Source organism: Lacinutrix sp. C3R15, from assembly GCF_018860825.1.
Classification (GTDB): Bacteria; Bacteroidota; Bacteroidia; order Flavobacteriales; family Flavobacteriaceae; genus Oceanihabitans.
In genome coordinates, this window is sequence record NZ_JAHKPZ010000034.1 from 235,580 (window position 1) to 258,130 (window position 22,551).

The window sequence follows — 22,551 nt, forward strand, 5'->3', positions numbered from 1 at the left end:
AACAAAAAAAATTATGAAAAGAATCTTATCTACACTATTTGTATTTGCATTATTATTAACTTCTTGTCAGGGAGAAGACGGGATTGACGGGGAAGATGGAGGTATTTTTGTTGCCAGTTCTTTTGAAATAGAAATTGATTTTAACGCTGCCAATAATTATGAATACTTTGAAGATTATGGCTTTTATGTATACCCTTCTGATGTGACATTAGTTTATATTTTATGGGAAACAGCAGACGGACAAGATGTATGGAGGTTAATGCCACAACAAGTTACCTTTGATGAGGATACTGCCAATGAAAGTGAGTTAACGTACAATTATGATTTTACACAAAACGATGTTAGATTCTTTTTAGACGGAACCGTAGATCTTAGCGCTATAGGCTCTGAATGGACTCAAAATCAAGTGTTTCGAGTAGTGGTAATTCCTGCAGAAAATGTAGATGCTGTTGACACTTCTAACATAGAAGCTATAATGGAAGCATATAGAATTGAAGCTTTTGAAAAAAAATAATATACTTTCATTACAAAATGTATATTTACGCCAACTTTAAAAAGTTTTTGTAAATGGAGTGTATTTCGGTTTTTGATATGTTAAAAATAGGTGTTGGGCCTTCTAGTTCTCACACCTTAGGTCCTTGGCGAGCTGCAGAACGCTGGATTAAAGAACTCAAAGCAAATAATACGTTTAATAAAGTAGAAGGCATTCATATAGATTTATATGGTTCTTTATCACTTACAGGAAAAGGGCATGCAACTGACTATGCTGTAATGCTTGGTTTGTGTGGTTGTGACCCAGAATATGTTGCTACAGATACCATTCCTATAATTATTTCAAATATTAAAAGCACAAATACATTATCTCTTAATAATGAAAAAGTAATAGATTTCAATCCAGAAACAGCCATTGTTTTTAATAGAAAGTTCTTGCCATTCCATTCTAACGGAATGACCTTTACCGCAATAATTAATGGTAAAAAGAAAAAATCTACCTTCTACTCTATTGGTGGAGGTTTTGTGGTTAAAGAAGAACGTAAAAACTCTAAACGTAACTTTGAAATAAAATGCTCTTTTCCTTATCCTATTGAAAAAGGAACAGAACTTTTACAATTTTGTAAAGATTTAAATTTGCCTATATCTGAAGTGGTTTATGAAAACGAAAAATCTATTCGTGAAGAACCTAAAATAGATATAGAACTACAACGCATTTGGGATACCATGTTAGAGTGTATGTACATTGGCTGTCATACCGAAGGAAACCTTCCTGGAGGCTTAAACGTAAGACGTCGAGCGTATGATATGCACCAAAAACTAAAAGGAGAAACACCATATACCAATCCTGTAGAATGGATTTATGCCATAAGAAATACCGAAGTTAAATTTAGACAAATCTTAAAATGGGTTAGCTGTTTTGCTTTAGCTGTAAACGAGGTAAATGCCTCTTTAGGTCGTGTAGTTACAGCTCCTACTAATGGTAGTGCTGGTGTTATTCCTGCTGTTTTAATGTATTATTTAGTGATTGAAAACCACGACGGAAACTTTGAAGACATTAAAAAATTCTTATTGGTAGCTGGAGAAATAGGAAGTATCTTTAAAAAAGGAGCAACTATTAGTGCTGCCATGGGAGGATGTCAAGCAGAAATTGGTGTAAGTTCTGCAATGGCTGCTGGTGCTTTAACCGAACTACTTGGTGGTACACCAGAGCAAGTTTTAATAGCCGCAGAAATTGCTATGGAACATCATCTTGGACTTACCTGTGACCCTATTGGTGGTTTGGTGCAAATACCTTGTATTGAACGTAATGCTATGGGAGCTATTAAAGCTATTAATGCTGCAGAGTTAGCCTTAGATACAGACCCGGAAAATGTAAAAGTCCCTTTAGACAAAGTGGTAAATACTATGTGGGAAACTGCAAAAGACATGAATACTAAATATAAAGAAACTAGCGAAGGCGGATTAGCTATTGGTGTTAATTTAACAGATTGCTAAAAAAACAAGCCATTAGTTAAACAACTCTAGTAGTACAAACCTCATCTTTTAAAAAAATAAAATTAGCCTTACTACTTAAAGTAAAGACTTGTGTTATTGCTTTTAAAAAACTAAATATGCGCTATTTACTAGTAGCATATAAAAACATGGAACTCTTGCTATATTCTTGCTTTTTCAACTAAAAAAATTAAAATTTACTATTTTAAGACCTCTTTTAAATAAAAGTTTAACAGTATACACATATTTTAGTACATTTACATTCTATCAAATTATACACAAAACAGATGTCTGTAGCAAAAAAAGAATATAAAAGAGTAACCGTAAAATCTCTAGTAGAAATGAAATCTAATGGAGAAAAAATATCAATGCTTACAGCCTATGATTATACCATGGCAAAAATTGTAGATGGCGCAGGAATTGATGTAATACTTGTTGGTGACTCTGCAAGTAATGTAATGGCTGGACATGAAACCACTTTACCTATTACTCTAGACCAAATGATATATCATGCATCTTCTGTAATTAGAGCCATAGATAGAGCTTTAGTTGTAGTAGATTTACCTTTTGGTAGTTACCAGAGTGATCCTAAAGAAGCCTTACGTTCTGCCATAAGAATTATGAAAGAATCTGGAGGTCATGCTGTAAAAATGGAAGGTGGTAAAGAAGTGAAAGATTCTATAAAAAGAATTTTACATGCAGGAATTCCGGTTATGGGACATCTAGGGTTAACACCACAATCTATATATAAATTTGGAACCTATACCGTTAGAGCCAAAGAAGAACAAGAAGCTAAACAACTTAAAGAGGATGCTTTAATGCTTGAAAAAGCAGGATGTTTTGCTATAGTACTAGAAAAAATACCTGCTAAATTAGCACAAGAAGTTGCAGAGAGTGTTTCTATTCCTGTAATTGGTATTGGAGCAGGAAATGGTGTAGATGGTCAAGTACTTGTAACGCATGATATGTTGGGTATGACACATGAATTTAACCCACGTTTTTTACGAAGATACATGAACTTATACGAAGAAATGACTTCTGCTTTTACACAATATGGTGAGGATGTAAAAAGTGGCGATTTCCCTAATGATGAAGAGCAGTATTAATCTCGATTGTTAGATTGTTAGATTGTTAGATTGTTAGAACTTAGCAATAAAAGAACTTAATACAGATAAAACGAAGCAAATGCATCGATTTAAGGATTTAGAAGCATGGAAAAAAAGCAAATTGTTTTGTTCTGAAATTTATTTTATAATCTCTAAGTTTCCTGAAAGCGAAAAATTTGGGTTAACAAATCAATTACCAAGAGTAGCTGTTTCAATTCCTTCTAATATTGCTGAAGGCTCTTCTAGACATTCTAATAAAGATTTTATAAGATTTTTACAAATGCCCTCTAAAATTTAAATCTACTCTCAAATAAATCCAAAAATAGAACAATCTAGTGAGCAAAAATTCCAAAACTCTTTCTAATAAAAACAACCTTCAAGTAATTTACGAAGACAATCATATTATTGTTGTAAATAAACGAGCAGGAGATATTGTACAAGGAGACAAAACTGGTGATAAACCATTAAGCGATGTAGTTAAAGAATACATTAAAGAAAAATACAACAAACCTGGAAATGTATATTTAGGAACTGTTCATAGGCTAGACAGGCCAACTACAGGATTAGTCATTTTTTCAAAAACAAGCAAGGCACTACCAAGATTAAACAAACTTTTTCTTACTAAAGATATTAGTAAAACCTATTGGGCTGTTGTAAAAAATGAACCACAAAAAACGGAAGACACCTTAATTCATTGGTTAAAAAAGAACCCGAAAAACAATAAATCTACAGCATTTATAAAGGAGGTTGCAGGTAGTAAAAAAGCAATCCTACATTATAAAACACTAAAAAAATTAGACAACTATTATTTATTAGAAGTTAATTTAGAAACAGGAAGACACCATCAAATACGTTCGCAATTATCTAGTATTGGCTGTTCTATAAAAGGGGATTTAAAATATGGTTTTGATAGAAGTAATAAAGATGCCAGCATACACTTACATGCAAGACAAATTACCTTTACACACCCTGTTTCTAATGAAGCATTACACATTACAGCTCCTTTACCAAAAGATGCTATTTGGCAGGCTTGTAACTAGTATTTAATAAAAAAATAGAAAACAACTTAAACTACGCGTTTTAATAATGGGTATTCAAGAGTTAAATGCACACCTTGATTTGGTTTAGATGCTAAACTAAAGCTTGCTTCTATAAGTTCTGCTCTACTCTTCATGTTTACTAAACCAGAATTACTTTCTACTGTTTTTTCATCAAAACCAACTCCGTCATCACTGGCGTGAATTATTAGCTTTTCTGGATAATAGTTTAAATGAATTTTTAACTGTTTTGCGTTAGAGTATTTTACGGTATTAGAAATAAACTCTTGCAAGATTCTAAATAAAATAATAGCATCCTTACTATTTTCAGTAACTGTGTTATCACCTGTTTTAATTAATTCTGCCTTAATAAGCTTCATTCTATTTAACCTATTAATTTCTGATTGTATAGAATCATAAACTCCTTTATTCTGTATTACATCTCTATTTAAAGACTTAGATAATGCTCTAATTTCTGTCAAACTTTCTTTTACAGCACTTTTACTTTCAGAAAATCGTTCCTTTAAGGTTTCAGGAATTTCTGTATTTAAAATACTCAACTGCATATTAGCAACAGATAGTAATTGACCTATATTATCATGTAATTCTTGTCCAATATATTTTAACGTTTGCTCTTGAATTTCTTCATTAGTTTCTGCAAAAGCTCTTTCAAAGGCTTGTTGCATTTTTATTTTATCTAAAAGCAGTTTATTTTTTCTTTTCTGAAAAACGATAAAAAACACAATAATTATGGTACATACAACAAGCATAACACCAATCATATACACCAATAAATTTCTTTCAGCTGCTGTAGAAACTGGTTCTGCAACTTGTAATAAAATAAATAACATATTAATCATATTCTGGTTTTGCTACAATTAAACCTACGGTATAAGTTATATACATAAAGTAAATTACAAAAAAGTTAATACCAGCTCTTAAGTTTACATACTGCATATCTGCCATTCTGTAATAAGGATCAAAAAACACTAGAGGTGTTTTAATAAGCCAAAAAAGTAAAATAGCGCAAGAAATATAAAAAGTTATAGACCTATAAAAGGTTAATATTTTATCTCCTTGTAATATTTCTAAAAAATAATAAAAAACACATTGTAAAATAATTAAAGCTCCCAAAATGCTTATAATAGGTATAGCGCCTTTAAAGAAATCTGGTAAGGTGACTAATATGGTACCAAATGAAATAATTAAGAATAGAATAATAGAAACTTTTAATATCTTTTTACTTGTAGTATTCTGCAAAACCTGTAAATAATACCAACCAAAAAATACCACAGCAGCAATTTTCCAAAAAAGGGTATACCACCAATAATTACTTTCTAATAAAGTACCTTCTAAAAAACTAAAAATACCATCATTATAAACCCAATAGGTATATCTACCACCTATAGCCATAAATACAATATAAACTAAAAAGTATATAAAATATTTAGCAGCTGAACCTTTATACTTACCGTAAAGTAGTACACCTGTTACAGCTGCTAAAATTTCAACAAATATGAGTATATTTAATCTATTATTTATTAAAAACTCTATCACATTATTGTGGGTATTTTGCTCGTGGAGGCTCACCTTCTCCTCCATCATTTAATCCATTTCCTCCAGGAACATCACCATTACCTGGCGCAATAGAAAGCATACTGCCTTTAGACACAGAAGGATTACCTGTAGGAACCATGAATACCGTTGTATAACCATCATTTTCATGAGCGCCTAAATATACACGTATACCATTCATGTCATAACCTAACTCTGTACTTTGTTTTTTAGCATAGCTAATAAAACCTTCTATATCCTCTAAAGACCACCAAGCAGAACGATTGTCTGGTCTTCCAACAATGGAGTCACTAATTAAATCGTGTCTTGAATCGTAAGCGTCATCTAATATCTTTGCTTGTTCTGGTGTAATAATTCCTTTTGGTGTATTCATTGGTGGTGCTCCTAATTTAATTTTATTATCACAATAAAAATAACAAATCAAAAAACCAATAACAACACCAAGTAATAGTAAAAATAATTTTTTCATAAAATAAAGATATTTATTAATAGCTGTATAAAGGTAAGAAAATTAACATAGCAGACAATCTTTTAAAACGATACTTACAACTCAGTAAACCAATATTTTTTGCGTTATAACAAATTAACCCAACCAACCTTCTCTATCTAAACTTCTGTATTGTATGGCTTCACTTATATGCGAACCGTTAATTGCAGTTTGGTTTTCTAGATCTGCTATGGTTCTAGACACTTTTAAAATGCGGTCATACGCTCTTGCAGAAAGATTTAAACGCTCCATTGCTGTTTTTAACAAAGCCTTAGAAGCATCGTCTAAAACACAATACTTTCTAATTTGTTTGGTATTCATTTGTGCATTATAATGTACTGTTTCAGAGTCTTGAAAGCGTTGTGTTTGTAGTTCTCTTGCCTTAGTAACCCGTTTTCTTATTTCTACAGAACTTTCTCCTTTACGTTCTTCAGAAAGCTTTTCAAAAGGAACAGGAGTTACTTCTATATGAATATCTATTCTATCTAACAAAGGACCTGACACTTTGCTTAAATAACGTTGCATTTCTGCAGGACTAGAAGTTATAGGAGCATCAGGATCATTAAAATAACCACTTGGACTTGGGTTCATACTGGCTACCAACATAAAAGATGAAGGATATGTTACTGTAAATTTTGCTCTAGAAATAGTCACCTCTCTATCTTCTAACGGTTGGCGCATTACTTCTAGAACTTCGCGTTTAAATTCTGGTAATTCATCTAAAAACAAAACACCATTATGCGATAAGGAAATTTCACCTGGTTGCGGATAACTTCCGCCTCCTACAAGAGCTACATTTGATATAGTATGATGTGGACTACGAAAAGGACGTTGAGCCATAATTCCTGTATTTGCTTTTACTCTACCAACCACACTATGAATTTTTGTAGTTTCTAATGCTTCATGAATAGTCATTGGAGGTAAAATGCTTGGTAAACGCTTAGCCAACATGGTTTTTCCTGCTCCTGGAGGACCAATTAATATAATATTATGTCCTCCTGCTGCTGCAATTTCCATACAACGTTTAATAGATTCTTGCCCTTTAACATCACTAAAATCAAACTCAGGAAATTCCAGATTTTTTTCAAATTCTTTTTTGGTGTCAATAATAGTTTTTTCTAATGCTTCGCCTTTATCAAAAAAATCAATGACTTGCTTTATATTTTCTACACCATAGACGTCTAAGTCATCTACAATAGCAGCTTCTTTTGCGTTTTCTAGAGGCAGTATAAACCCTTTATACCCTTCTTCTTTAGCTTTAATTGCTATTGGTAAAGCTCCTTTTATTGGTTGTAAACTTCCGTCAAGAGAAAGTTCTCCCATAATTAAAAAGTCTTCTAAATTTTGGGCTTGAATTTGTTTGGTAGCAACTAGAATACCTATGGCTAATGTTAAATCATAAGCACTTCCCTCCTTGCGTAAATCTGCAGGAGACATGTTTATAATTATCTTTTTTCCCGGAATTTTAAAACCATTATTTTGCAATGCTGCAGCAATTCTAAAATTACTTTCTTTAATAGCATTGTCGGGTAAACCAACTAAATGATACCCAATTCCAGAATCTACATTTACCTCTACAGTTATTGTGGTTGCCTCTACGCCAAAGACTGCGCTACCGAAAACTTTTTTAAGCATAAACTATTGATTTGCTTAAATATATAAAAAAATATAAACTTATAGTTGCTTAATAAATTCTAAAGCACGCAACTCATTATAGTAATAACCTCCTTTTTTAACAAACCCTACATGACCACCATAACTAGGCATTTCTAAATGTAGATTTTTATTGTTTTTTGCTTCTATTACAGGATAACATTCTGGAGATAAAAACGAATCGTTTAAGGCATTAATAATTAACGTAGGCACTTTTATATTTGGTAAAAACTGCAAACAACTAGATTTAGTATAATAATCTCTTGCATCTGTAAAACCATGTGCTTTTGAGGTATAAACCTCATCAAAATCTCTTAAAACTTTAATAGAACTAATGGTTTCTTCAGAAATATTGTTTGGAAATTGAAGTAATTTTGGTTGTAACTTATCTACCAAATGCTTTTTAAAACGAATAGCATACGGTTTGTTTTTAAGTTTGTGCAGCTCATTAGCAGAACCTTCTAAATAGCAAGGCACTGAAATTGAAATTGCTGCCTTAATTTGCTTTGGAAGCACTCTGTCTTCGCCAAGATATTTTAAAGTGATATTACCACCTAAACTAAAGCCATTGATATATATTTCTGAATAGTTTTTATTTTCTAGAATATATTCTATTACCTCATGTAAATCTTCGGTTGCTCCAGAATGATAAGACCTATATTTTAAATTAGGTTCGCCACTACAACCTCTAAAATTGATACATACAGCATCGACTCCATTTTCATTAAATAATTTGGAAGGTCCAGTAACATAAGGACGTTGCGCATTACCTTCTAAACCATGTAAAACAATAATTAGCTTTTCTGATTTCTCTTTAGCATAACTCCAATCTAAGTCCAGAAAATCTCCATCGCTAAGTGTAATACGCTCGCGTTTTTGTTCTAACTTAACTTTTCGAAGAAGTCCAGAATATATGGTTGCTATATTTCCATTTCTAAAAAAAATGGAAGGCTTGTATGTGCTGGTTAGAATTGGCATTACACTTCTAAGCTAGTAAATTTAAATTCTTTACCACTAAACAATCCTTTATCGCTTAGTTTTAAATCTGGAATTACTAATAGTGCCATAAAAGATAAGGTCATATAAGGCGCATGCAATGTGCTTCCTAATTGTTTTGCCATTTTATCTAAAGCTGCATAATCTTTACCAATAGTTTCGCCATCTTGATCACTCATAATTCCTGCCACTGGAAGTGCTACTATTTTTTCTTCAGAATTGCTAATAGCACAAATACCTCCTTTGTTTTCAATGATTAAATTTACTGCTTTACAGATAGCTTCGTCACTAACACCAACAGCAATAATATTGTGCGAATCATGACCAACAGAACTTGCTATAGCACCTTCTTTTAATCCGAAATTTTTTATAAATGCTATTGCTGGTACGTCGTTATTGTATCTATTTACAACTGTCATTTTTAAGATATCTGTTTCTGTATTCGAAACAAGATTTCCGTTTTCAATGGTTGCTTCTTCCATAAGTTCATTAGTTACTAACTGCCCTTCTAAAGCTTCAATAACTCTAATTTTTTCTGCGGAAGAATTAAAACTAAAATCTTCTATTTTTTTCTTTTCGGTATTAAAATTATTCAGGTTTTTAAAAGCTACATCTTTAATGTTTACCTTACCAAAATCATACACCAATTCTCCATCAATATAGGTTTGAAGCGTCTTAAACTCCTTTAAATCTTCTACTACAATACAATCTGCTGCATCACCAATTTGCAGTAAACCAACGTCCAGATTATAATGTTTTACCGGATTGATACATGCAGCCTGCAATACTTTAAATACATCTATATTTTTAGCAACTGCTCTTGCACATAATGCATTGATATGCGAAATCATTAAATCGTCTGGATGCTTATCATCACTGCAAAACATCATGTTTTCAAAATGCTCAGGAAGCAAATCGATTAATGCTTCAAAATTTTTGGCTGCAGAACCTTCACGAATAAGAATTTTCATTCCTTTTTGTAGTTTCTCTAAACCTTCATCATAGGTAAAACACTCATGATCTGTAGAAATTCCTGCTGCTATATATTTGGTAATATCTGCACCACGAACTCCTGGTGCATGACCATCAACGGGTTTATTATTTTGCTTTGCATGAGCTATTTTTTTAAGCACTTCGTCATCATCAAATAAAACGCCTGGATAATTCATCATTTCGGCTAGATATTTAATATCTGGATTTTGCATTAGCTTCTTAATGTCTTCAGAATCTATTATAGCTCCTGCAGATTCAAAACTGGTAGCAGGAACGCAACTTGGTGCACCAAAATTAAATTTTAGAGGCACTTGTTTTCCGTTTTCAATCATAAACTCCACTCCAGGAACTCCTAATACATTTGCTATTTCGTGCGGATCACTAACAGTTGCAACTGTACCATGTTGTACAGCTAATTTTGCAAATTCACTTGGCACCAACATAGAACTTTCTATATGTATATGTGCATCTACAAAACCAGGAAGAATATAATGGTTACTAGTAGTATCTTTTTCTACTATAGATGCAATTTTACCATTTGCTATGGTAACTTCTCCTTTATAGATTCTTTTGTTTACAATATCTACTATGTTTCCTTGTATTTTCATTAAAATGTAATTGAATTATAAAAATGTAATATAAAGGAAAAAAGCTTCAGTCAAAAAACAAAAGTAATTTTAATTTTGTTGGTTTATTTTGTTTCAAATTAAGAAAAAACAGGTTTTAAATGAAATAAAATACATGTTATAGAAATAAAACTTCTATTCTCTTTTTTCATATTCGCGAAGAATTGCTTTAACAATTAAAGCTTGACTAATTGTTTTTTCTTTTGCTTTAATCATTTTTAAAACTGCAAACTGTAATGCATTACTAATCTCTGCACCACTGAGTTCGTATTTTTCAGAAAGCAATTCTAGGTTAACTTCAGGGTTTAGTTTTATTTTTTTTGGAATAGCGTTTTGCCATAGCTTGTATCTTTCGGTTGCATTTGGCAAAAAGAATGGTACTTTTTCTTGAAATTTTCTACTAATATGTGGTTGTAGCGTATCTTTCTGTACTGAAAAAATAACAATTCCATTAAAACTTTCAAGAATACTTAATAAGTATGAAACTTCTAAATTTGCATAACTATCGTGTGCATCACTTATCTCTGTTCTTTTACCAAATAACGCATCGGCTTCATCAAAAAACAAAATACTATTTGATTTTTGAGCAAATTGAAGCAGTGTTAACAATTTTTTTTCTGTTTCACCAATATATTTTGAAATCAAGCTTGCCAAGACAACTCTATGTACATTTTTGTTAGTTTTCTGTCCTATCAAAGTTGCTGTTAGTGTTTTTCCTGTGCCAGGAGGACCATGAAATAACACCAAATAACTTGGGTTCACTTTTTTTGATATTCCCCAAGTATTAAAAAGTGTAGCGCTATATGTTAACCAATCTAAAACATTTTCTATAGCTTCATTTGTTGCATTGTTTAAAACTAAATCATCCCAATGCCATTCAGTAGTTATAACTTCTGCATTTTTAATTTTACTTATAATATTAGAAAACGTTGCACTAATTTCTATTCGTAAAGGGTCTGCATTGGGTTTAAATAAAGTATAGTGTAAATCTAAATTTTCAAGAATTCCGTGAAACTCTAAAGTGTCTCCCCATTTAATTTTTAAAAACCTAGTATGCTTTTCTGTATCTTTTTTTTCATATACAGTATTCATAAAAATAGATAACTGCTCTTTAACATCGTGATTTTTGGAGTTGTATTTATAACCAGCAATGGTATTGGTACCATCTAAAATAAAATCTAATTTTAATATTTCTGGATCTGCTACAACCTTTGTTATGGGTTTTATGTTGCTAGTAGTTAATTTATAATTTTGAGAGAAACTTTTAGGGTTTACTGGTAATACAATGGGGTTAGTTTGTAATTTAGCCAAGCTAGAAAAGCTTGCATCTGTATAAGCATATATTAAAATTTTAATCAATTTTTCTGTTGTTGCCATAATTTCATTTTTAAAATATTTTTATGTAAAATCATTTTATAGCAAGCATTAAACAAGCTGAAAGTAATTATATTTTAAAACTAAGGTTTCTATAAGAATTTCTCCTTTTTCGGCATCTAGCTTACCTATTTCCCAACGCATTGGCCAAACGTAAGATAAATGCCAACGGAATAAAACTTGATGTTTATCATCTAAAACATCTATATCTATTCCTTTTATAGGTTGTTTTATAGTGTTCTGAAAAGCATTTTGACACCATTGTAATAACGCTGAATTTTCTTTTTTAACAACCCCTTTTTTTAATATTATTGGTGTATACCTAATACCTGCAGGAAGCTGATGCACAAATCTATTTTCACCACCTTCTTTTAAAAAAGTATTCTCTGTATACACGTTTAAACCAGATACAGACTGAAAGCCAATTTGTAAATGCTTTGTTTTAGGCAATCCGATAAAGGAAACATGAAAGTGAAAATTAACTAAGGGATACACATCTTTTGCCATGGTATTATTTTGCTTCTAAAATGGTTATACCTTCATGTGTTAAGACCATTGTTTCAATAGCAATTTCATTACTATCTGCTTTTAAACTTGCAGATTGAATTTTTCTTGGCCAAGCGTTATTTAATACCCAGGTTATTACTGGAACATGATTTTCATTAAGCAGTTTAATAGTTACCGTTCTTCTATACATAGAACCGGTTTCATTTCCTTCTTGAAAAAAATAGGTTTTTTTCCATTCTTTAAAAAAGTCAAAATCGCCTAAATAGGTTCCTCTTTTTAAGGTTACATCACTATACTTTGTAAGTCCTGGTTGTTTTGTTTTATAATAACTTTTACTGTTTCCAGAACGATATTCAATAACTTCTGTTTCAAAATCTAATCCACTAACTTCAGAAAATTCTATTCTAAAACTATCTCCCCATTCTACAGAGAAATGGAATTTTACTAAAGGGTAATCTGCAACTGTAGCCATAACTTTATATTTAAAATCAACAAACCAAAAAAAAAGCATAAAAACCTAAAAACCAGTTTTTTACAAACATAAATATACGTATTTTACTGAAATTCAACACTATGCTTTTTTATTGATCTTATAATAATTTTTAAAAACTATTAAATATGGTTCAAAAAAAAACCTTCCAGAAACGGAAGGTTTTAAAATATATTTTAATTATTAAGGTTTTTACCTTTTTAGAAATTGGTTATTTCTTAAAATTTGCTACTCCTTTTATTAACCAATCATAATACTCTTCGGCATTTGGCGTATATGCTGTGGTATGATTTAAAAGTTCCATATCATGGTTTAATAACACATAAAAAGGTTGCGAGTTGTTCTGGAAGTTTAGCGTTTGTAAGGTTGCCCATTTATCGCCAATGGTTTTAATATTTTTAATGCTTCCGTTGTGTTTTAAGAATTGAAATTGCTCCTCTTTTTCAAGTTCTTTTCTATCATCTACATATAAAGAAATGATTACATATTCATCATTTAACACATTATAAATCTTGTCTTTACTCCAAACCTGTTCTTCCATTTTTCGGCAGTTTACGCACGCCCAACCCGTAAAATCTAACATGATTGGTTTGTTTTGTTCTTTTGCTGCTGCAACGCCTTCTTCTAAATCTTTATAGCAATTTAAACCTAAAGGACAGTCGGATTCTTTTTCATATAAACTATAAGGTAATGGTGGCGGAAAACCACTTAACATTTTTAAGTTTGCGTGTTCTGTATTGGTTAAACCAGGAATTAAATACACTACAAATGCACCTACTAATACTGCAAAAGAGATTCTACCAAAGCTTAATTTTTTTAGCGGACTATCATGCGGAAATTTAATTTTTCCTAAAAGATATAGTAATAAACCAATACCTAAAACAATCCAGATAGCAATAAATACTTCACGTTTTAAAAGTCCCCAATGTTTTACTAAATCTGCATTAGACAAGAATTTAAAAGCCATTCCTAATTCTAAAAATCCTAGAACTACTTTTACTGTATTTAACCAACCTCCAGATTTTGGTAAGGCGTTTAACCATTTTGGAAACATAGCAAATAAGGTAAATGGTAAGGCTAAAGCTAAACCAAAACCAGACATTCCCATAGTAAGTTGCATGGCTCCACCATCACTAGTTAGTGATCCTGCTAGTAAAGAACCTAAAATTGGTCCTGTACAAGAAAACGAAACAATAGCAAGAGTTAATGCCATAAAGAAAATACCAATAATACCTCCTACGTTAGATGCCGAATCCATTTTATTTCCCCAAGAAGCTGGCAAAGTAATTTCGTAATAGCCAAAGAAGGAAAATGCAAAAAAAGCAAGTATGATAAAAAAGATAATATTTAGCCACACATTGGTTGAAATAGTATTTAATATCTCTGGATTTAACGAATCTAAGAAGTGAAAAGGTAAACTTAAAAGCACATAAATAACTAGTATAAATAATCCGTAAAGCATGGCATTTGCTAATCCTTTTTGTGAGTTGCTAGCACTTTTTGTAAAAAAGGAAACCGTTAACGGAATCATAGGAAATACACATGGTGTTAATAAGGCTATTAAACCACCAAGAAAACCAAGAATAAAAATACCTAGATTGGTTTTTTCTTTAACTTCTTCTTTTTCGTATTTCTCCCAACCGGTTATGTTAAGTTGCAGTTTATTAGAGAGCTCTTTACTCTTAGCATCAACAGTTGCAGAAGCTGCTGTGTTTGTAGCACCAGAATTGCTTAAGTTAAAGTTTAGCACTTCACTTTCAAAAATACATTTTTCATCATCACAAGCTTGAAAATACACTTCACTAGTAATGATACTAACGTCTGAGTTTAGTAATTCTACTTTTTGCGTAAAGGTTGCTGTACCATCAAAATAGGTTAAATCCATTTGAAACACCTTATCAAACTTAGTGATACTCTGGCTTTCTAAAACCTCACCAATACGCTTAAAGTCTTTTGTTTGTGCTATAGAATCAAATTCAAACTCGGTTGGTAAAGCTCCTCCTTCAGGAAGGTGTTGCGAGTATAAATGCCAATGGTCTTGAATTTGTGCTTGGTAAATCAAGTTATATTCTGTTTCTGAAAGTTTTTCAACTTCTGTGGACCATTTTACGGGTTGCAATTGCGAAAAGGAAGTACTAATGGAAAAAAGAGTAATAACTACTAATAAGAACTGTTTCATTATTGTAATGTAATTTTTAATATGTTTTTTGTTTTTTCTGTGACTTTATAACGATTGTCACCACGTTTATTAATAACCCAAATAACATCTTCACCTGAGTACAGAATTAAGGCTTTTTCTTTTTCTAACAAGGAGTATTTTTCGTCTTTAAAAAACTTACTTAACTTCTTTTTACCATGCATGCCTAAAGGGTAAAAGTAGTCGCCTTTTTGCCATTTTCTTACCGTTAACGGAAACTTTAACAAATCTTTATCTAAATATAATGTAGATGTGTTAGACTCTTGAATTTTTTGTGTGGTTTCAAAAGATAATACTCCAAAAGGTATTTCTATACTTTTTACATCTTCTGCTATAGAAATAGATACATCACTAGTACTATTATTAGCATCACTAACTCCTGTTACCAACAAATAATCTCTGTCTTTTACTAATCTATGCGTCGCTGAGAAAACCTGTTTTCCAGATTGTGCTTCTAATAGATTGTAAACATCTTTCCATGCTGTAAAATTAAAATCTTTCAGCAATTCAAAAACATAGGCATTGGTATTAGGTAACTCTTGTAGCTTTTTAGTATGTAATTTAATTACAGCATCTTCTATAGAAACTACATCCTTATATATTCTTTTTACAGCATCTTTAATAATACTTTTAGAGTATTTTAAATTGCTTTGTGTGGTTTCAAAATTATGAAGCAATTCGGTATTCATTTCCTTTAACACAGGAATAACGTCATGACGCAATTTATTTCTTAAATATTTGGTAGATGCATTACTACTATCTTCACGCCATTTAAAATTATTGACTTTTGCAAAACTTACAATTTCTTCTCTTGAAAATTTTAACAAAGGTCTTATAATGTTGTCGTTTACTTCTGGTATGCCTGTAAGTCCATCTAAACCTGTTCCACGCGTAAGATTTATTAAAAACGTTTCTAGATTATCATCTGCATGATGTGCTGTTAAAACATAATCAAATTGCTGTTGCGTGCATAACACATCAAACCAACTATACCTTAAATCTCTTGCAGCCATTTGCGTAGAAATCTTTAGTTTTTCTGCAACTGCATTGGTATCAAAACTTTTGGTATAGATTTCTACACGTAAGTCTTTTGCCAGTTGTACAACAAAATCTTGGTCTGCATCGCTTTCTTTTCCGCGTAAATTAAAATTACAATGAGCAAGTGCTAAATGAAGTTTTGCTTGGCTGCACAAATGCGCCAAGATAACAGAATCAATTCCGCCAGAAATGGTAACAAGAAGTTTTCCTTTGTTTAAAAAAGGGAGATTTTGGTTTATATGTTTTTGAAATTTTTTAAGCATTTTTCAAATTTAATATTAATTTTTAATACAAGCTAAAAATACTACTTTGTAAAGTACGGCAAACTAATTTTCAAGAACCTCACGCATTGCCTTGGCTTTTACCAAACATTCTTCATATTCATTTAAAGGTTTGCTTTTTGCTGTTATTGCACCACCAACAGAATACGAAACATATTTATTAGTTGCATTGTATAAAATACTGCGTATAACCACATTAAAATCAAAATTTCCTTTTGGCGAAAAGTAACCAATAGCTCCAGAATACACACCTCGTTTGGTTTCTTCTAAATCTTCAATAATTTGCATTGCCGAAACTTTAGGTGCTCCTGTCATGCTTCCCATAGGGAACGTGGTTTGTATAATATCTACTGGATGTGTTGTTTTTTTAACTTTAGAAACTACTGTAGAAATCATTTGATGCACTTGCTCAAAGGAATATATTTTACACAACTCTTTTACTTTTACACTTCCTTTTTTAGCTGTTTTAGACAAGTCATTTCTTACTAAATCTACAATCATAATGTTTTCGCTTCGCTCTTTATCATCATGTTTTAGCTGGTATTTTAAGGCTTGATCTTCATGGTGATTGGCACTTCGTTTTGCAGTTCCTTTTATGGGTTGCGAAACAATTTTAGTCTCTTTTTTTTGTATATAACGTTCTGGCGAAGCAGACAACACATATTTATTGTTTAGTTTTATAAAAGAGGTAAAAGGTGCTTGTGAAATTGTGTTTAGCTTCTTGTAAGTATCTAATGGATTAATCTCTGCATCTTCAGCATAAAATTCTTGACAAAAATTAGCTTCGTAAATATCACCTCTATGAATATGTGCAAGCATTTTGTCTAGCTTACTAAAATATTCGTCTTTATGAATTCTTAATTTAATCTTGATATCATTTGGCAGATTGTTTGGTTGTTCCTCCTTACAATAACCAATTGCTTTTAAATCTTGTTCTAACTCATCATCAACAGCTTTTAAGTATTTAATTTTAACTGTTTTTCCTTTTATTAAAAAAAGTTTTTTAGGTTGAAAAAAACACAAATCAGGAAACCCTAAACCATCAAAATTATTAGATTTTAACTGTTCTACATCGTTTTTAAGATCATAAGAGAGGTAACCAAAAATCCAATCGTTGGTAATGCTTTGGTATTCTTTTAGCTTTGCAAAACCATTGGTATAATCGGTTTGTATACCTGTAAAAGCATCTACAGCTAAAACAGCATCATAACTCGTGTATTTAGATTTATGCTTGTTAGAGTCTAACCAAACCACTTCATGAAACTGCTGGCTCCAAATCAATAATTGATTTTTAAAAGCTTGAATAGATTTTGGTATATGTGTAGATGTTGTTCTCAATGAAAAAAATTACGCGTAAAGTTAATGAGAATAGTTAAAAAATAATATCTTTTGCCTATTAGATTAAATCCTTATTTTAGATGTATCAGATATCCAATGAATTAGTTAAAATTGCAGTAAAAAAAATTGGTGCAGAACTTTGCGAAATTTCTTCGGTAAAAAACAACACACAATTTATGTGGCATGCAGATCCATCTATTTGGGGAAGCTTTGCTCCTAACCTTTTTCCTGTAATAGGAGCTTTAAAAAACAATACTTATATTTTTGAAAATAAAACGTACAACATGCCTAAACATGGTTTTATTAGACATAATCAAGATGTTGAGTTAGTAAAAAAAACCAAAAACAGTGTAACTTTTAAGCTTACGTACAACAAAGAGTTATTAAAAATATATCCTTTTAAATGCAGTTACCAAATAAGCTATACGCTAGAAAATAATTTTTTAATTGTTAGTCATGAAATTATAAATCTTGATAAAAAACCAATGTATTTTAGCCTTGGTGGCCATCCTGCTTTTAAATGTCCTGTGTATACAGATGAAAAATACACCGACTATTCATTAGTTTTTGAACAGCAAGAAACTGCTGAAACCTATTTGCTAAATACAGCTAACGGTTTGCTAACAGATAAAACGGAACCTGTATTTAACACTCCAGATAAAATTGAATTAAACTACAATTTATTTAATAAAGACGCATTGATTTTTAAAGATTTAAAGTCTAGAAAAGTTACGCTAACCAGTAAAACAAAAGGAGCAATAATAACGGTTACACACACCAATTTTTCGCATTTAGGTGTTTGGGCAAAACCAAATGCTAACTATGTTTGCATAGAACCCTGGATTGGTTATGCAGATGTAGAAACTACCAACCAAGACATTACCAATAAAGAAGGGATTATAAAATTAGCGCCAAACAGTGATTTTAAAGCAAGCTATAGTATAGAAATACATAAGGCGCATTTAGTGTAATTAATATATAAGTAGTAGCTTTGCAGCTTATAACAAAACCATGAGTACTTTTCAAGACCTTAATTTAAATACACCTTTATATAACGCTTTAGACGATTTAGGGTTTACTACACCAACTCCTATTCAAGCTGAAGCATTTAATGTGGTTGCTAGCGGAAAAGATATGGTTGGTATTGCACAAACAGGAACAGGTAAGACTTTTGCTTACATGCTACCAATTTTAAGAAACCTAAAATTTTCAAAACAAGAAAATCCTAGAGTTTTAATTTTAGTGCCAACAAGAGAGCTTGTAGTACAAGTGGTTGATGAGATTGAAAAACTTAGCAAATACATAAACAATCGTGTTTTAGGTGTTTACGGAGGAACAAATATTAACACCCAAAAGCAAGCTATTGCTCAAGGTATTGATATTTTGGTTGCTACTCCTGGAAGAATGTATGATTTGGCTTTAACTAGAGTTTTACAATTAAAATCTATTCAAAAACTTGTGATTGATGAAGTAGATGTCATGCTAGACCTTGGTTTTAGACATCAGCTAATTAATATATTTGATATTCTGCCAGAAAAAAGACAGAACATCATGTTTTCTGCAACCATGACACAGGATGTAAGCGAATTAATTAATGATTTCTTTATTACTCCAGAACGCGTATCTATTGCTGTTTCTGGTACTCCTTTAGATAATATTGCGCAAACAAAATATACGGTTCCTAATTTTTATACCAAACTGAACTTGTTAAAGCATTTGCTACAAGACACAGAAACGTATAATAAAGTTTTAATTTTTGTAGCATACAAAAAAATGGCTGACAGGCTATTTGAAGCCTTAGACCAAGAGTTTCATGAAGAACTCTGTGTAATACATTCTAACAAAACACAAAACTACAGATTGCGTAGTATTGAGCAATTTAGAGAAGGTGCAAATAGAATTTTAGTAGCTACAGATGTTATGGCTCGTGGTTTAGATATTGATAACGTAAGTCATGTTATTAATTTTGACACACCAGATTTTGCAGAGAATTACATGCACAGAATTGGTAGAACAGGTCGTGCAGAACGTGAAGGACAATCTATTATATTCTCTACCGAAAAAGAACAAGAGGCTTTACAAAATATTGAAAGCTTAATGCAAATGGAAATTCCGTTACTTACTATTCCTGACGAAGTACAAATTTCTGATGAGTTAATAGAAGAAGAAAGACCACAAATAAAAGAACGTAACAATCCGCATAAACGTTTAAAAGACGAGGATGCTCCAGGACCAGCTTTTCATGAAAAGTCGGCAAAAAATTCTAAAGAAAATTTAGGAGGTTCCTACAAGTTTAAAATTGCTGCCAAATATAAAAAGCCAAAAACACGAGGCGATAAAAATTATAACAAACGCAATAAGAGGAAGTAGCGCTCAAAGTTCAATCTTCTTAAAATATATGTAACTCATCGAAAAATACTCTATTTCAGAATAAACAATTATTTTTTTCGTTAGATTTATTGAAGTACTCTAAACAAACTAACGATGTCTACTGCTATTTTTAACTTACTTCCTAATTTAAAACCGTTTCATCACGACACGCATTATAAAAGCCTTTTTTTAAATCAGAATTGGGTTTTAGTAAATGGCATCAATAACAAAAAAGCAGTTTATGTGTTTAAAGACGAAAACACGCTTCATATTTCTGAAAACGAAATTACAACAGAAACATCTTGGTGTATTGCAACAAAAAACACTTTTTTAATTGAAACCGAAGACGGAAAAACCACAGTAAAAGCATATTTTAAAGATGATGACATCTTAGTTCTTAACCGATTAAAAACAGATGATTGTGCTGTATTTATTAACGAAAACAGCCATTGTAAAGAATTAAATACTTTTGAAGATGTGCAACAATTTTTGCATAACAAATACAAAGAAAAAGCAAACAACATAATTGCTGTACACGAGTTTTATTATATAGAAAAATCTGAAGAATTTGGGCCTTTTACTGTTGAAGAACTTACCGAAAAAGTAAATTCTGAAACTATTAGCGAATACTGTTTTGTAAGAGATGTTAATGAATACAATTACAATAAACGACTACGTATAAGAGACTTAATACGAGAATTGTAATTAAAAAGCACACTGCAAATAGCTATTTCCCTATTTTAAGAAATATGTAACCCTTTAAAAGGATTTGCTTATAAAGCTTTGCTTAGTTCTATACCAAGCCATTTATAATACCCATTATGCCTTTTTATGTTTTAAAGCGTTTACTATTTAATAATTGTTGTGCTTTATTTTTAACACCTTTACTTGCTCCAGATAGCAGCAGCTTTTCAATAATAGTTTTAGAAACATCTTTGTGATTTAAAAGTAAATCTTGAAGCACTTTATGCTTAGATTCTATAATTTTACGTACCACATTAGTTGTTACACCTGTAAGTAATTTTTGCCTAAGGGCTTCATTATCTTTATCTACAACACCTGGTTTTAATAATATACGAGTATCTTTATAAGGTTTTAAAGTAAAAAGTAATTGGTTTATTTTTTCTACTAACTCTAAACGACTTTTAGTGTTAAATGCTAATTCTGGTATTTCCCACAAACCTTCATACTCCATTATATTGGTTTTTTCATTAAACTTTGGAAGTAAACAAATAACCTGTAATTGGTAAGCGCCATGTATATCGCCTTCTGGCCTCCAAGAAACAGCTATAGCTTTTAATCTTATTGAAGAGTTTATTAGCAATAATGAACTACCTGTAAATTCATGAATAGTTTCTAAAGTAGGATCTGTTTCTGTAAGTAAATTCCACTCTACAGTCCATCCAGATGGTATTTTTAAGGGTTGAAGATTCATGTTAATTATCACTGCAAGTAACTATTTATTACTCTTCTATCCAAGTTTCTTGCTTATAGTATGGATATGGAAGATCATTTGGTTTATCATATTTAAATTCAGATTTTTCTTCACCTGTTAACCAATCTACCCATCCCCATTTTTCATTTTTTTTAACCGCTAACTTTGGGATACCCGCTGCTTCATATCTTTTATAATCTTCATATATACAAGGAACGCTTTGTTTAGCTTTTTCGCCATAACTCCAATAAGACAAATAAAAACCTACTTTTTCATTTTTATATACTGCTGTATACTTACCATTAAATGGAAAAAATGCAATGCTATCATAATTTGCAGGAACAAGCGTTGTTAATTTTTCTGAATCTAAAGACTGATACATTCCCCATTTTTTAGTTTTTTTAATTCGGGCTTTAAATACACCATCACCATTGCCTGCATCAAAAGTTAAAATATCTGCTTTTAATTTTTTCTTAGACGCTTTAAAGGTGTCTATTGCCCAAGATTCTACCCATAGTAACGGAACATCTTCTGGATTTTCAAACGAAGGATCTACCAAATAGATACCTTCAAACCAATCTACCAATCCCCAAAGATTTTCTTCTTTTACAAGTGCATAATAGCGCTCATCTGCTTCTTTAATTGTAATAGCATCGTATTTGCATTGTACTTTTTCTGAAGCATCATGAATCTCATAAGGATTTATAAGAATACCATACTTTTTCTTATTCTTAACAATTGTAAAAGGTTGCATGTTTTTAAACCAACCTATAGAATCAAATTTTGCGGGTACTATTTCCTCAAAATGTATTGCAACTTCTTCAAAATCGTTATAGGCATTAATTTCATAAACTCCCCATTTTTTAGTAGACTTCATGTAGACTTTAGCTAAATTGTTTTCTCCAGCTATCCATTCTAGTTTTTTAGCCTTTAGGTACTTTATAATTTGCTTATCTGACACTTCACTTTGAGCAGTTGCTACACTAGAAAACAAGAAATAAAACAAGAGCAACAGACTGATTTTAAATAGCTTTTTCATTTATAAAATTTAATTTGGGATAG

Annotated in this window: 22 protein-coding genes; 8 read left to right on the forward strand and 14 right to left on the reverse strand. The window is 31.3% G+C overall.

All coding sequences use genetic code 11. From position 1 onward, the window contains the following. Positions 1-13: 13 nt before the first annotated feature. The 5 genes from KO494_RS13220 to KO494_RS13240 all read left to right on the forward strand — a co-directional run bounded on the left by KO494_RS13220 (position 14) and on the right by KO494_RS13240 (position 4,132). Positions 14-514 carry a hypothetical protein gene (locus KO494_RS13220; protein ID WP_215968088.1) on the forward strand — a complete coding sequence of 167 codons (501 nt, stop codon included), beginning with the start codon at positions 14-16 and terminating at the stop codon, positions 512-514. 53 nt (positions 515-567) lie between these two features. Next, positions 568-1,989 carry an L-serine ammonia-lyase gene (locus KO494_RS13225; RefSeq protein ID WP_215968089.1) on the forward strand — a complete coding sequence of 474 codons (1,422 nt, stop codon included), beginning with the start codon at positions 568-570 and terminating at the stop codon, positions 1,987-1,989. A 284-nt stretch (positions 1,990-2,273) separates the two neighbouring features. Then, entirely contained in the window at positions 2,274-3,092 is an 819-nt protein-coding gene (gene panB, locus KO494_RS13230) for a 3-methyl-2-oxobutanoate hydroxymethyltransferase (RefSeq protein ID WP_215968090.1), read from the forward strand. A gap of 79 nt (positions 3,093-3,171) precedes the next feature. Beyond that, on the forward strand, positions 3,172-3,390 hold the full coding sequence (locus KO494_RS13235) for a four helix bundle protein (RefSeq protein ID WP_215968091.1): 219 nt from the start codon (positions 3,172-3,174) through the stop codon (positions 3,388-3,390). Between the two features lie 37 nt (positions 3,391-3,427). Next, entirely contained in the window at positions 3,428-4,132 is a 705-nt protein-coding gene (locus KO494_RS13240; protein WP_215968092.1) for an RluA family pseudouridine synthase, read from the forward strand. Positions 4,133-4,158: 26 nt separating this feature from the next. On the opposite strand, the gene KO494_RS13245 is transcribed toward KO494_RS13240, so the two are convergent. The 12 genes from KO494_RS13245 to pabB all read right to left on the reverse strand — a co-directional run bounded on the left by KO494_RS13245 (position 4,159) and on the right by pabB (position 17,684). Then, entirely contained in the window at positions 4,159-4,989 is an 831-nt protein-coding gene (locus KO494_RS13245; protein ID WP_252730396.1) for a sensor histidine kinase, read from the reverse strand. Continuing rightward, a complete protein-coding gene (locus tag KO494_RS13250; protein ID WP_215968093.1) occupies positions 4,982-5,686 on the reverse strand; it encodes a hypothetical protein in 705 nt (234 codons plus the stop codon). Before KO494_RS13250 ends, KO494_RS13245 begins: the two co-directional genes overlap by 8 nt. A 1-nt stretch (position 5,687) precedes the next feature. Beyond that, complete coding sequence (locus KO494_RS13255) at positions 5,688-6,173, reverse strand: hypothetical protein (RefSeq protein WP_215968094.1); 486 nt, start codon at positions 6,171-6,173, stop codon at positions 5,688-5,690. Positions 6,174-6,287: 114 nt separating this feature from the next. After that, positions 6,288-7,826 (reverse strand): YifB family Mg chelatase-like AAA ATPase, encoded by a 1,539-nt coding sequence (locus KO494_RS13260; protein WP_215968095.1) that lies wholly within the window; start codon positions 7,824-7,826, stop codon positions 6,288-6,290. A 39-nt stretch (positions 7,827-7,865) separates the two neighbouring features. Further along, positions 7,866-8,822: a YheT family hydrolase gene (locus KO494_RS13265; RefSeq protein WP_215968096.1), complete on the reverse strand. Its 957-nt coding sequence runs from the start codon at positions 8,820-8,822 to the stop codon at positions 7,866-7,868. Further along, positions 8,822-10,441, reverse strand: coding sequence for an adenine deaminase (gene ade / locus KO494_RS13270; protein WP_215968097.1), 1,620 nt, complete (start codon positions 10,439-10,441; stop codon positions 8,822-8,824). The genes KO494_RS13265 and ade overlap by 1 nt, the downstream gene beginning before the upstream one ends. A gap of 153 nt (positions 10,442-10,594) precedes the next feature. Then, positions 10,595-11,836, reverse strand: coding sequence for an AAA family ATPase (locus KO494_RS13275; RefSeq protein ID WP_215968098.1), 1,242 nt, complete (start codon positions 11,834-11,836; stop codon positions 10,595-10,597). 48 nt (positions 11,837-11,884) lie between these two features. Then, positions 11,885-12,340 carry a phage tail protein gene (locus KO494_RS13280; RefSeq protein ID WP_215968099.1) on the reverse strand — a complete coding sequence of 152 codons (456 nt, stop codon included), beginning with the start codon at positions 12,338-12,340 and terminating at the stop codon, positions 11,885-11,887. A 4-nt stretch (positions 12,341-12,344) separates the two neighbouring features. Beyond that, the gene (locus KO494_RS13285; protein WP_215968100.1) at positions 12,345-12,812 is read right to left on the reverse strand and encodes a phage tail protein; all 468 of its coding nucleotides are present in this window, start codon (positions 12,810-12,812) and stop codon (positions 12,345-12,347) included. Positions 12,813-13,041: 229 nt separating this feature from the next. Further along, on the reverse strand, positions 13,042-15,009 hold the full coding sequence (locus tag KO494_RS13290; protein ID WP_215968101.1) for a cytochrome c biogenesis protein CcdA: 1,968 nt from the start codon (positions 15,007-15,009) through the stop codon (positions 13,042-13,044). Then, positions 15,009-16,328 carry a tRNA lysidine(34) synthetase TilS gene (gene tilS / locus KO494_RS13295; protein WP_215968102.1) on the reverse strand — a complete coding sequence of 440 codons (1,320 nt, stop codon included), beginning with the start codon at positions 16,326-16,328 and terminating at the stop codon, positions 15,009-15,011. Before tilS ends, KO494_RS13290 begins: the two co-directional genes overlap by 1 nt. A gap of 63 nt (positions 16,329-16,391) precedes the next feature. Then, complete coding sequence (gene pabB, locus KO494_RS13300) at positions 16,392-17,684, reverse strand: aminodeoxychorismate synthase component I (protein WP_215968103.1); 1,293 nt, start codon at positions 17,682-17,684, stop codon at positions 16,392-16,394. An 80-nt stretch (positions 17,685-17,764) separates the two neighbouring features. Between pabB and KO494_RS13305 the strand changes: the two genes are divergently transcribed. The 3 genes from KO494_RS13305 to KO494_RS13315 all read left to right on the forward strand — a co-directional run bounded on the left by KO494_RS13305 (position 17,765) and on the right by KO494_RS13315 (position 20,759). After that, on the forward strand, positions 17,765-18,655 hold the full coding sequence (locus KO494_RS13305) for an aldose 1-epimerase family protein (protein WP_215968104.1): 891 nt from the start codon (positions 17,765-17,767) through the stop codon (positions 18,653-18,655). Between the two features lie 40 nt (positions 18,656-18,695). Continuing rightward, positions 18,696-20,054, forward strand: a complete 1,359-nt coding sequence (locus KO494_RS13310) for a DEAD/DEAH box helicase (protein WP_215968105.1) — start codon at positions 18,696-18,698, stop codon at positions 20,052-20,054. A gap of 114 nt (positions 20,055-20,168) precedes the next feature. Beyond that, positions 20,169-20,759 carry a hypothetical protein gene (locus tag KO494_RS13315; RefSeq protein ID WP_215968106.1) on the forward strand — a complete coding sequence of 197 codons (591 nt, stop codon included), beginning with the start codon at positions 20,169-20,171 and terminating at the stop codon, positions 20,757-20,759. Positions 20,760-20,883: 124 nt separating this feature from the next. Here KO494_RS13315 and KO494_RS13320 read toward each other — a convergent pair whose 3' ends face one another. Together KO494_RS13320 and KO494_RS13325 are read right to left on the reverse strand one after the other, a co-directional pair. Continuing rightward, the gene (locus KO494_RS13320; RefSeq protein ID WP_215968107.1) at positions 20,884-21,489 is read right to left on the reverse strand and encodes a hypothetical protein; all 606 of its coding nucleotides are present in this window, start codon (positions 21,487-21,489) and stop codon (positions 20,884-20,886) included. A gap of 28 nt (positions 21,490-21,517) precedes the next feature. Further along, on the reverse strand, positions 21,518-22,528 hold the full coding sequence (locus tag KO494_RS13325; RefSeq protein ID WP_215968108.1) for a WG repeat-containing protein: 1,011 nt from the start codon (positions 22,526-22,528) through the stop codon (positions 21,518-21,520). Positions 22,529-22,551 lie beyond the last annotated feature (23 nt).

What these genes read in the sequence shown, in the direction of transcription:
- KO494_RS13220 (WP_215968088.1), top strand. Translation starts at nt 14, where the DNA reads ATGAAAAGAATCTTATCTACACTATTTGTATTTGCATTATTATTAACT.
- KO494_RS13225 (WP_215968089.1), top strand. Translation starts at nt 568, where the DNA reads ATGGAGTGTATTTCGGTTTTTGATATGTTAAAAATAGGTGTTGGGCCT.
- panB (WP_215968090.1), top strand. Translation starts at nt 2,274, where the DNA reads ATGTCTGTAGCAAAAAAAGAATATAAAAGAGTAACCGTAAAATCTCTA.
- KO494_RS13235 (WP_215968091.1), top strand. Translation starts at nt 3,172, where the DNA reads ATGCATCGATTTAAGGATTTAGAAGCATGGAAAAAAAGCAAATTGTTT.
- KO494_RS13245 (WP_252730396.1), bottom strand. Translation starts at nt 4,989, where the DNA reads ATGATTAATATGTTATTTATTTTATTACAAGTTGCAGAACCAGTTTCT.
- KO494_RS13255 (WP_215968094.1), bottom strand. Translation starts at nt 6,173, where the DNA reads ATGAAAAAATTATTTTTACTATTACTTGGTGTTGTTATTGGTTTTTTG.
- KO494_RS13260 (WP_215968095.1), bottom strand. Translation starts at nt 7,826, where the DNA reads ATGCTTAAAAAAGTTTTCGGTAGCGCAGTCTTTGGCGTAGAGGCAACC.
- KO494_RS13265 (WP_215968096.1), bottom strand. Translation starts at nt 8,822, where the DNA reads ATGCCAATTCTAACCAGCACATACAAGCCTTCCATTTTTTTTAGAAAT.
- ade (WP_215968097.1), bottom strand. Translation starts at nt 10,441, where the DNA reads ATGAAAATACAAGGAAACATAGTAGATATTGTAAACAAAAGAATCTAT.
- KO494_RS13275 (WP_215968098.1), bottom strand. Translation starts at nt 11,836, where the DNA reads ATGGCAACAACAGAAAAATTGATTAAAATTTTAATATATGCTTATACA.
- KO494_RS13280 (WP_215968099.1), bottom strand. Translation starts at nt 12,340, where the DNA reads ATGGCAAAAGATGTGTATCCCTTAGTTAATTTTCACTTTCATGTTTCC.
- KO494_RS13285 (WP_215968100.1), bottom strand. Translation starts at nt 12,812, where the DNA reads ATGGCTACAGTTGCAGATTACCCTTTAGTAAAATTCCATTTCTCTGTA.
- KO494_RS13290 (WP_215968101.1), bottom strand. Translation starts at nt 15,009, where the DNA reads ATGAAACAGTTCTTATTAGTAGTTATTACTCTTTTTTCCATTAGTACT.
- tilS (WP_215968102.1), bottom strand. Translation starts at nt 16,328, where the DNA reads ATGCTTAAAAAATTTCAAAAACATATAAACCAAAATCTCCCTTTTTTA.
- KO494_RS13305 (WP_215968104.1), top strand. Translation starts at nt 17,765, where the DNA reads ATGTATCAGATATCCAATGAATTAGTTAAAATTGCAGTAAAAAAAATT.
- KO494_RS13310 (WP_215968105.1), top strand. Translation starts at nt 18,696, where the DNA reads ATGAGTACTTTTCAAGACCTTAATTTAAATACACCTTTATATAACGCT.
- KO494_RS13315 (WP_215968106.1), top strand. Translation starts at nt 20,169, where the DNA reads ATGTCTACTGCTATTTTTAACTTACTTCCTAATTTAAAACCGTTTCAT.
- KO494_RS13320 (WP_215968107.1), bottom strand. Translation starts at nt 21,489, where the DNA reads ATGAATCTTCAACCCTTAAAAATACCATCTGGATGGACTGTAGAGTGG.
- KO494_RS13325 (WP_215968108.1), bottom strand. Translation starts at nt 22,528, where the DNA reads ATGAAAAAGCTATTTAAAATCAGTCTGTTGCTCTTGTTTTATTTCTTG.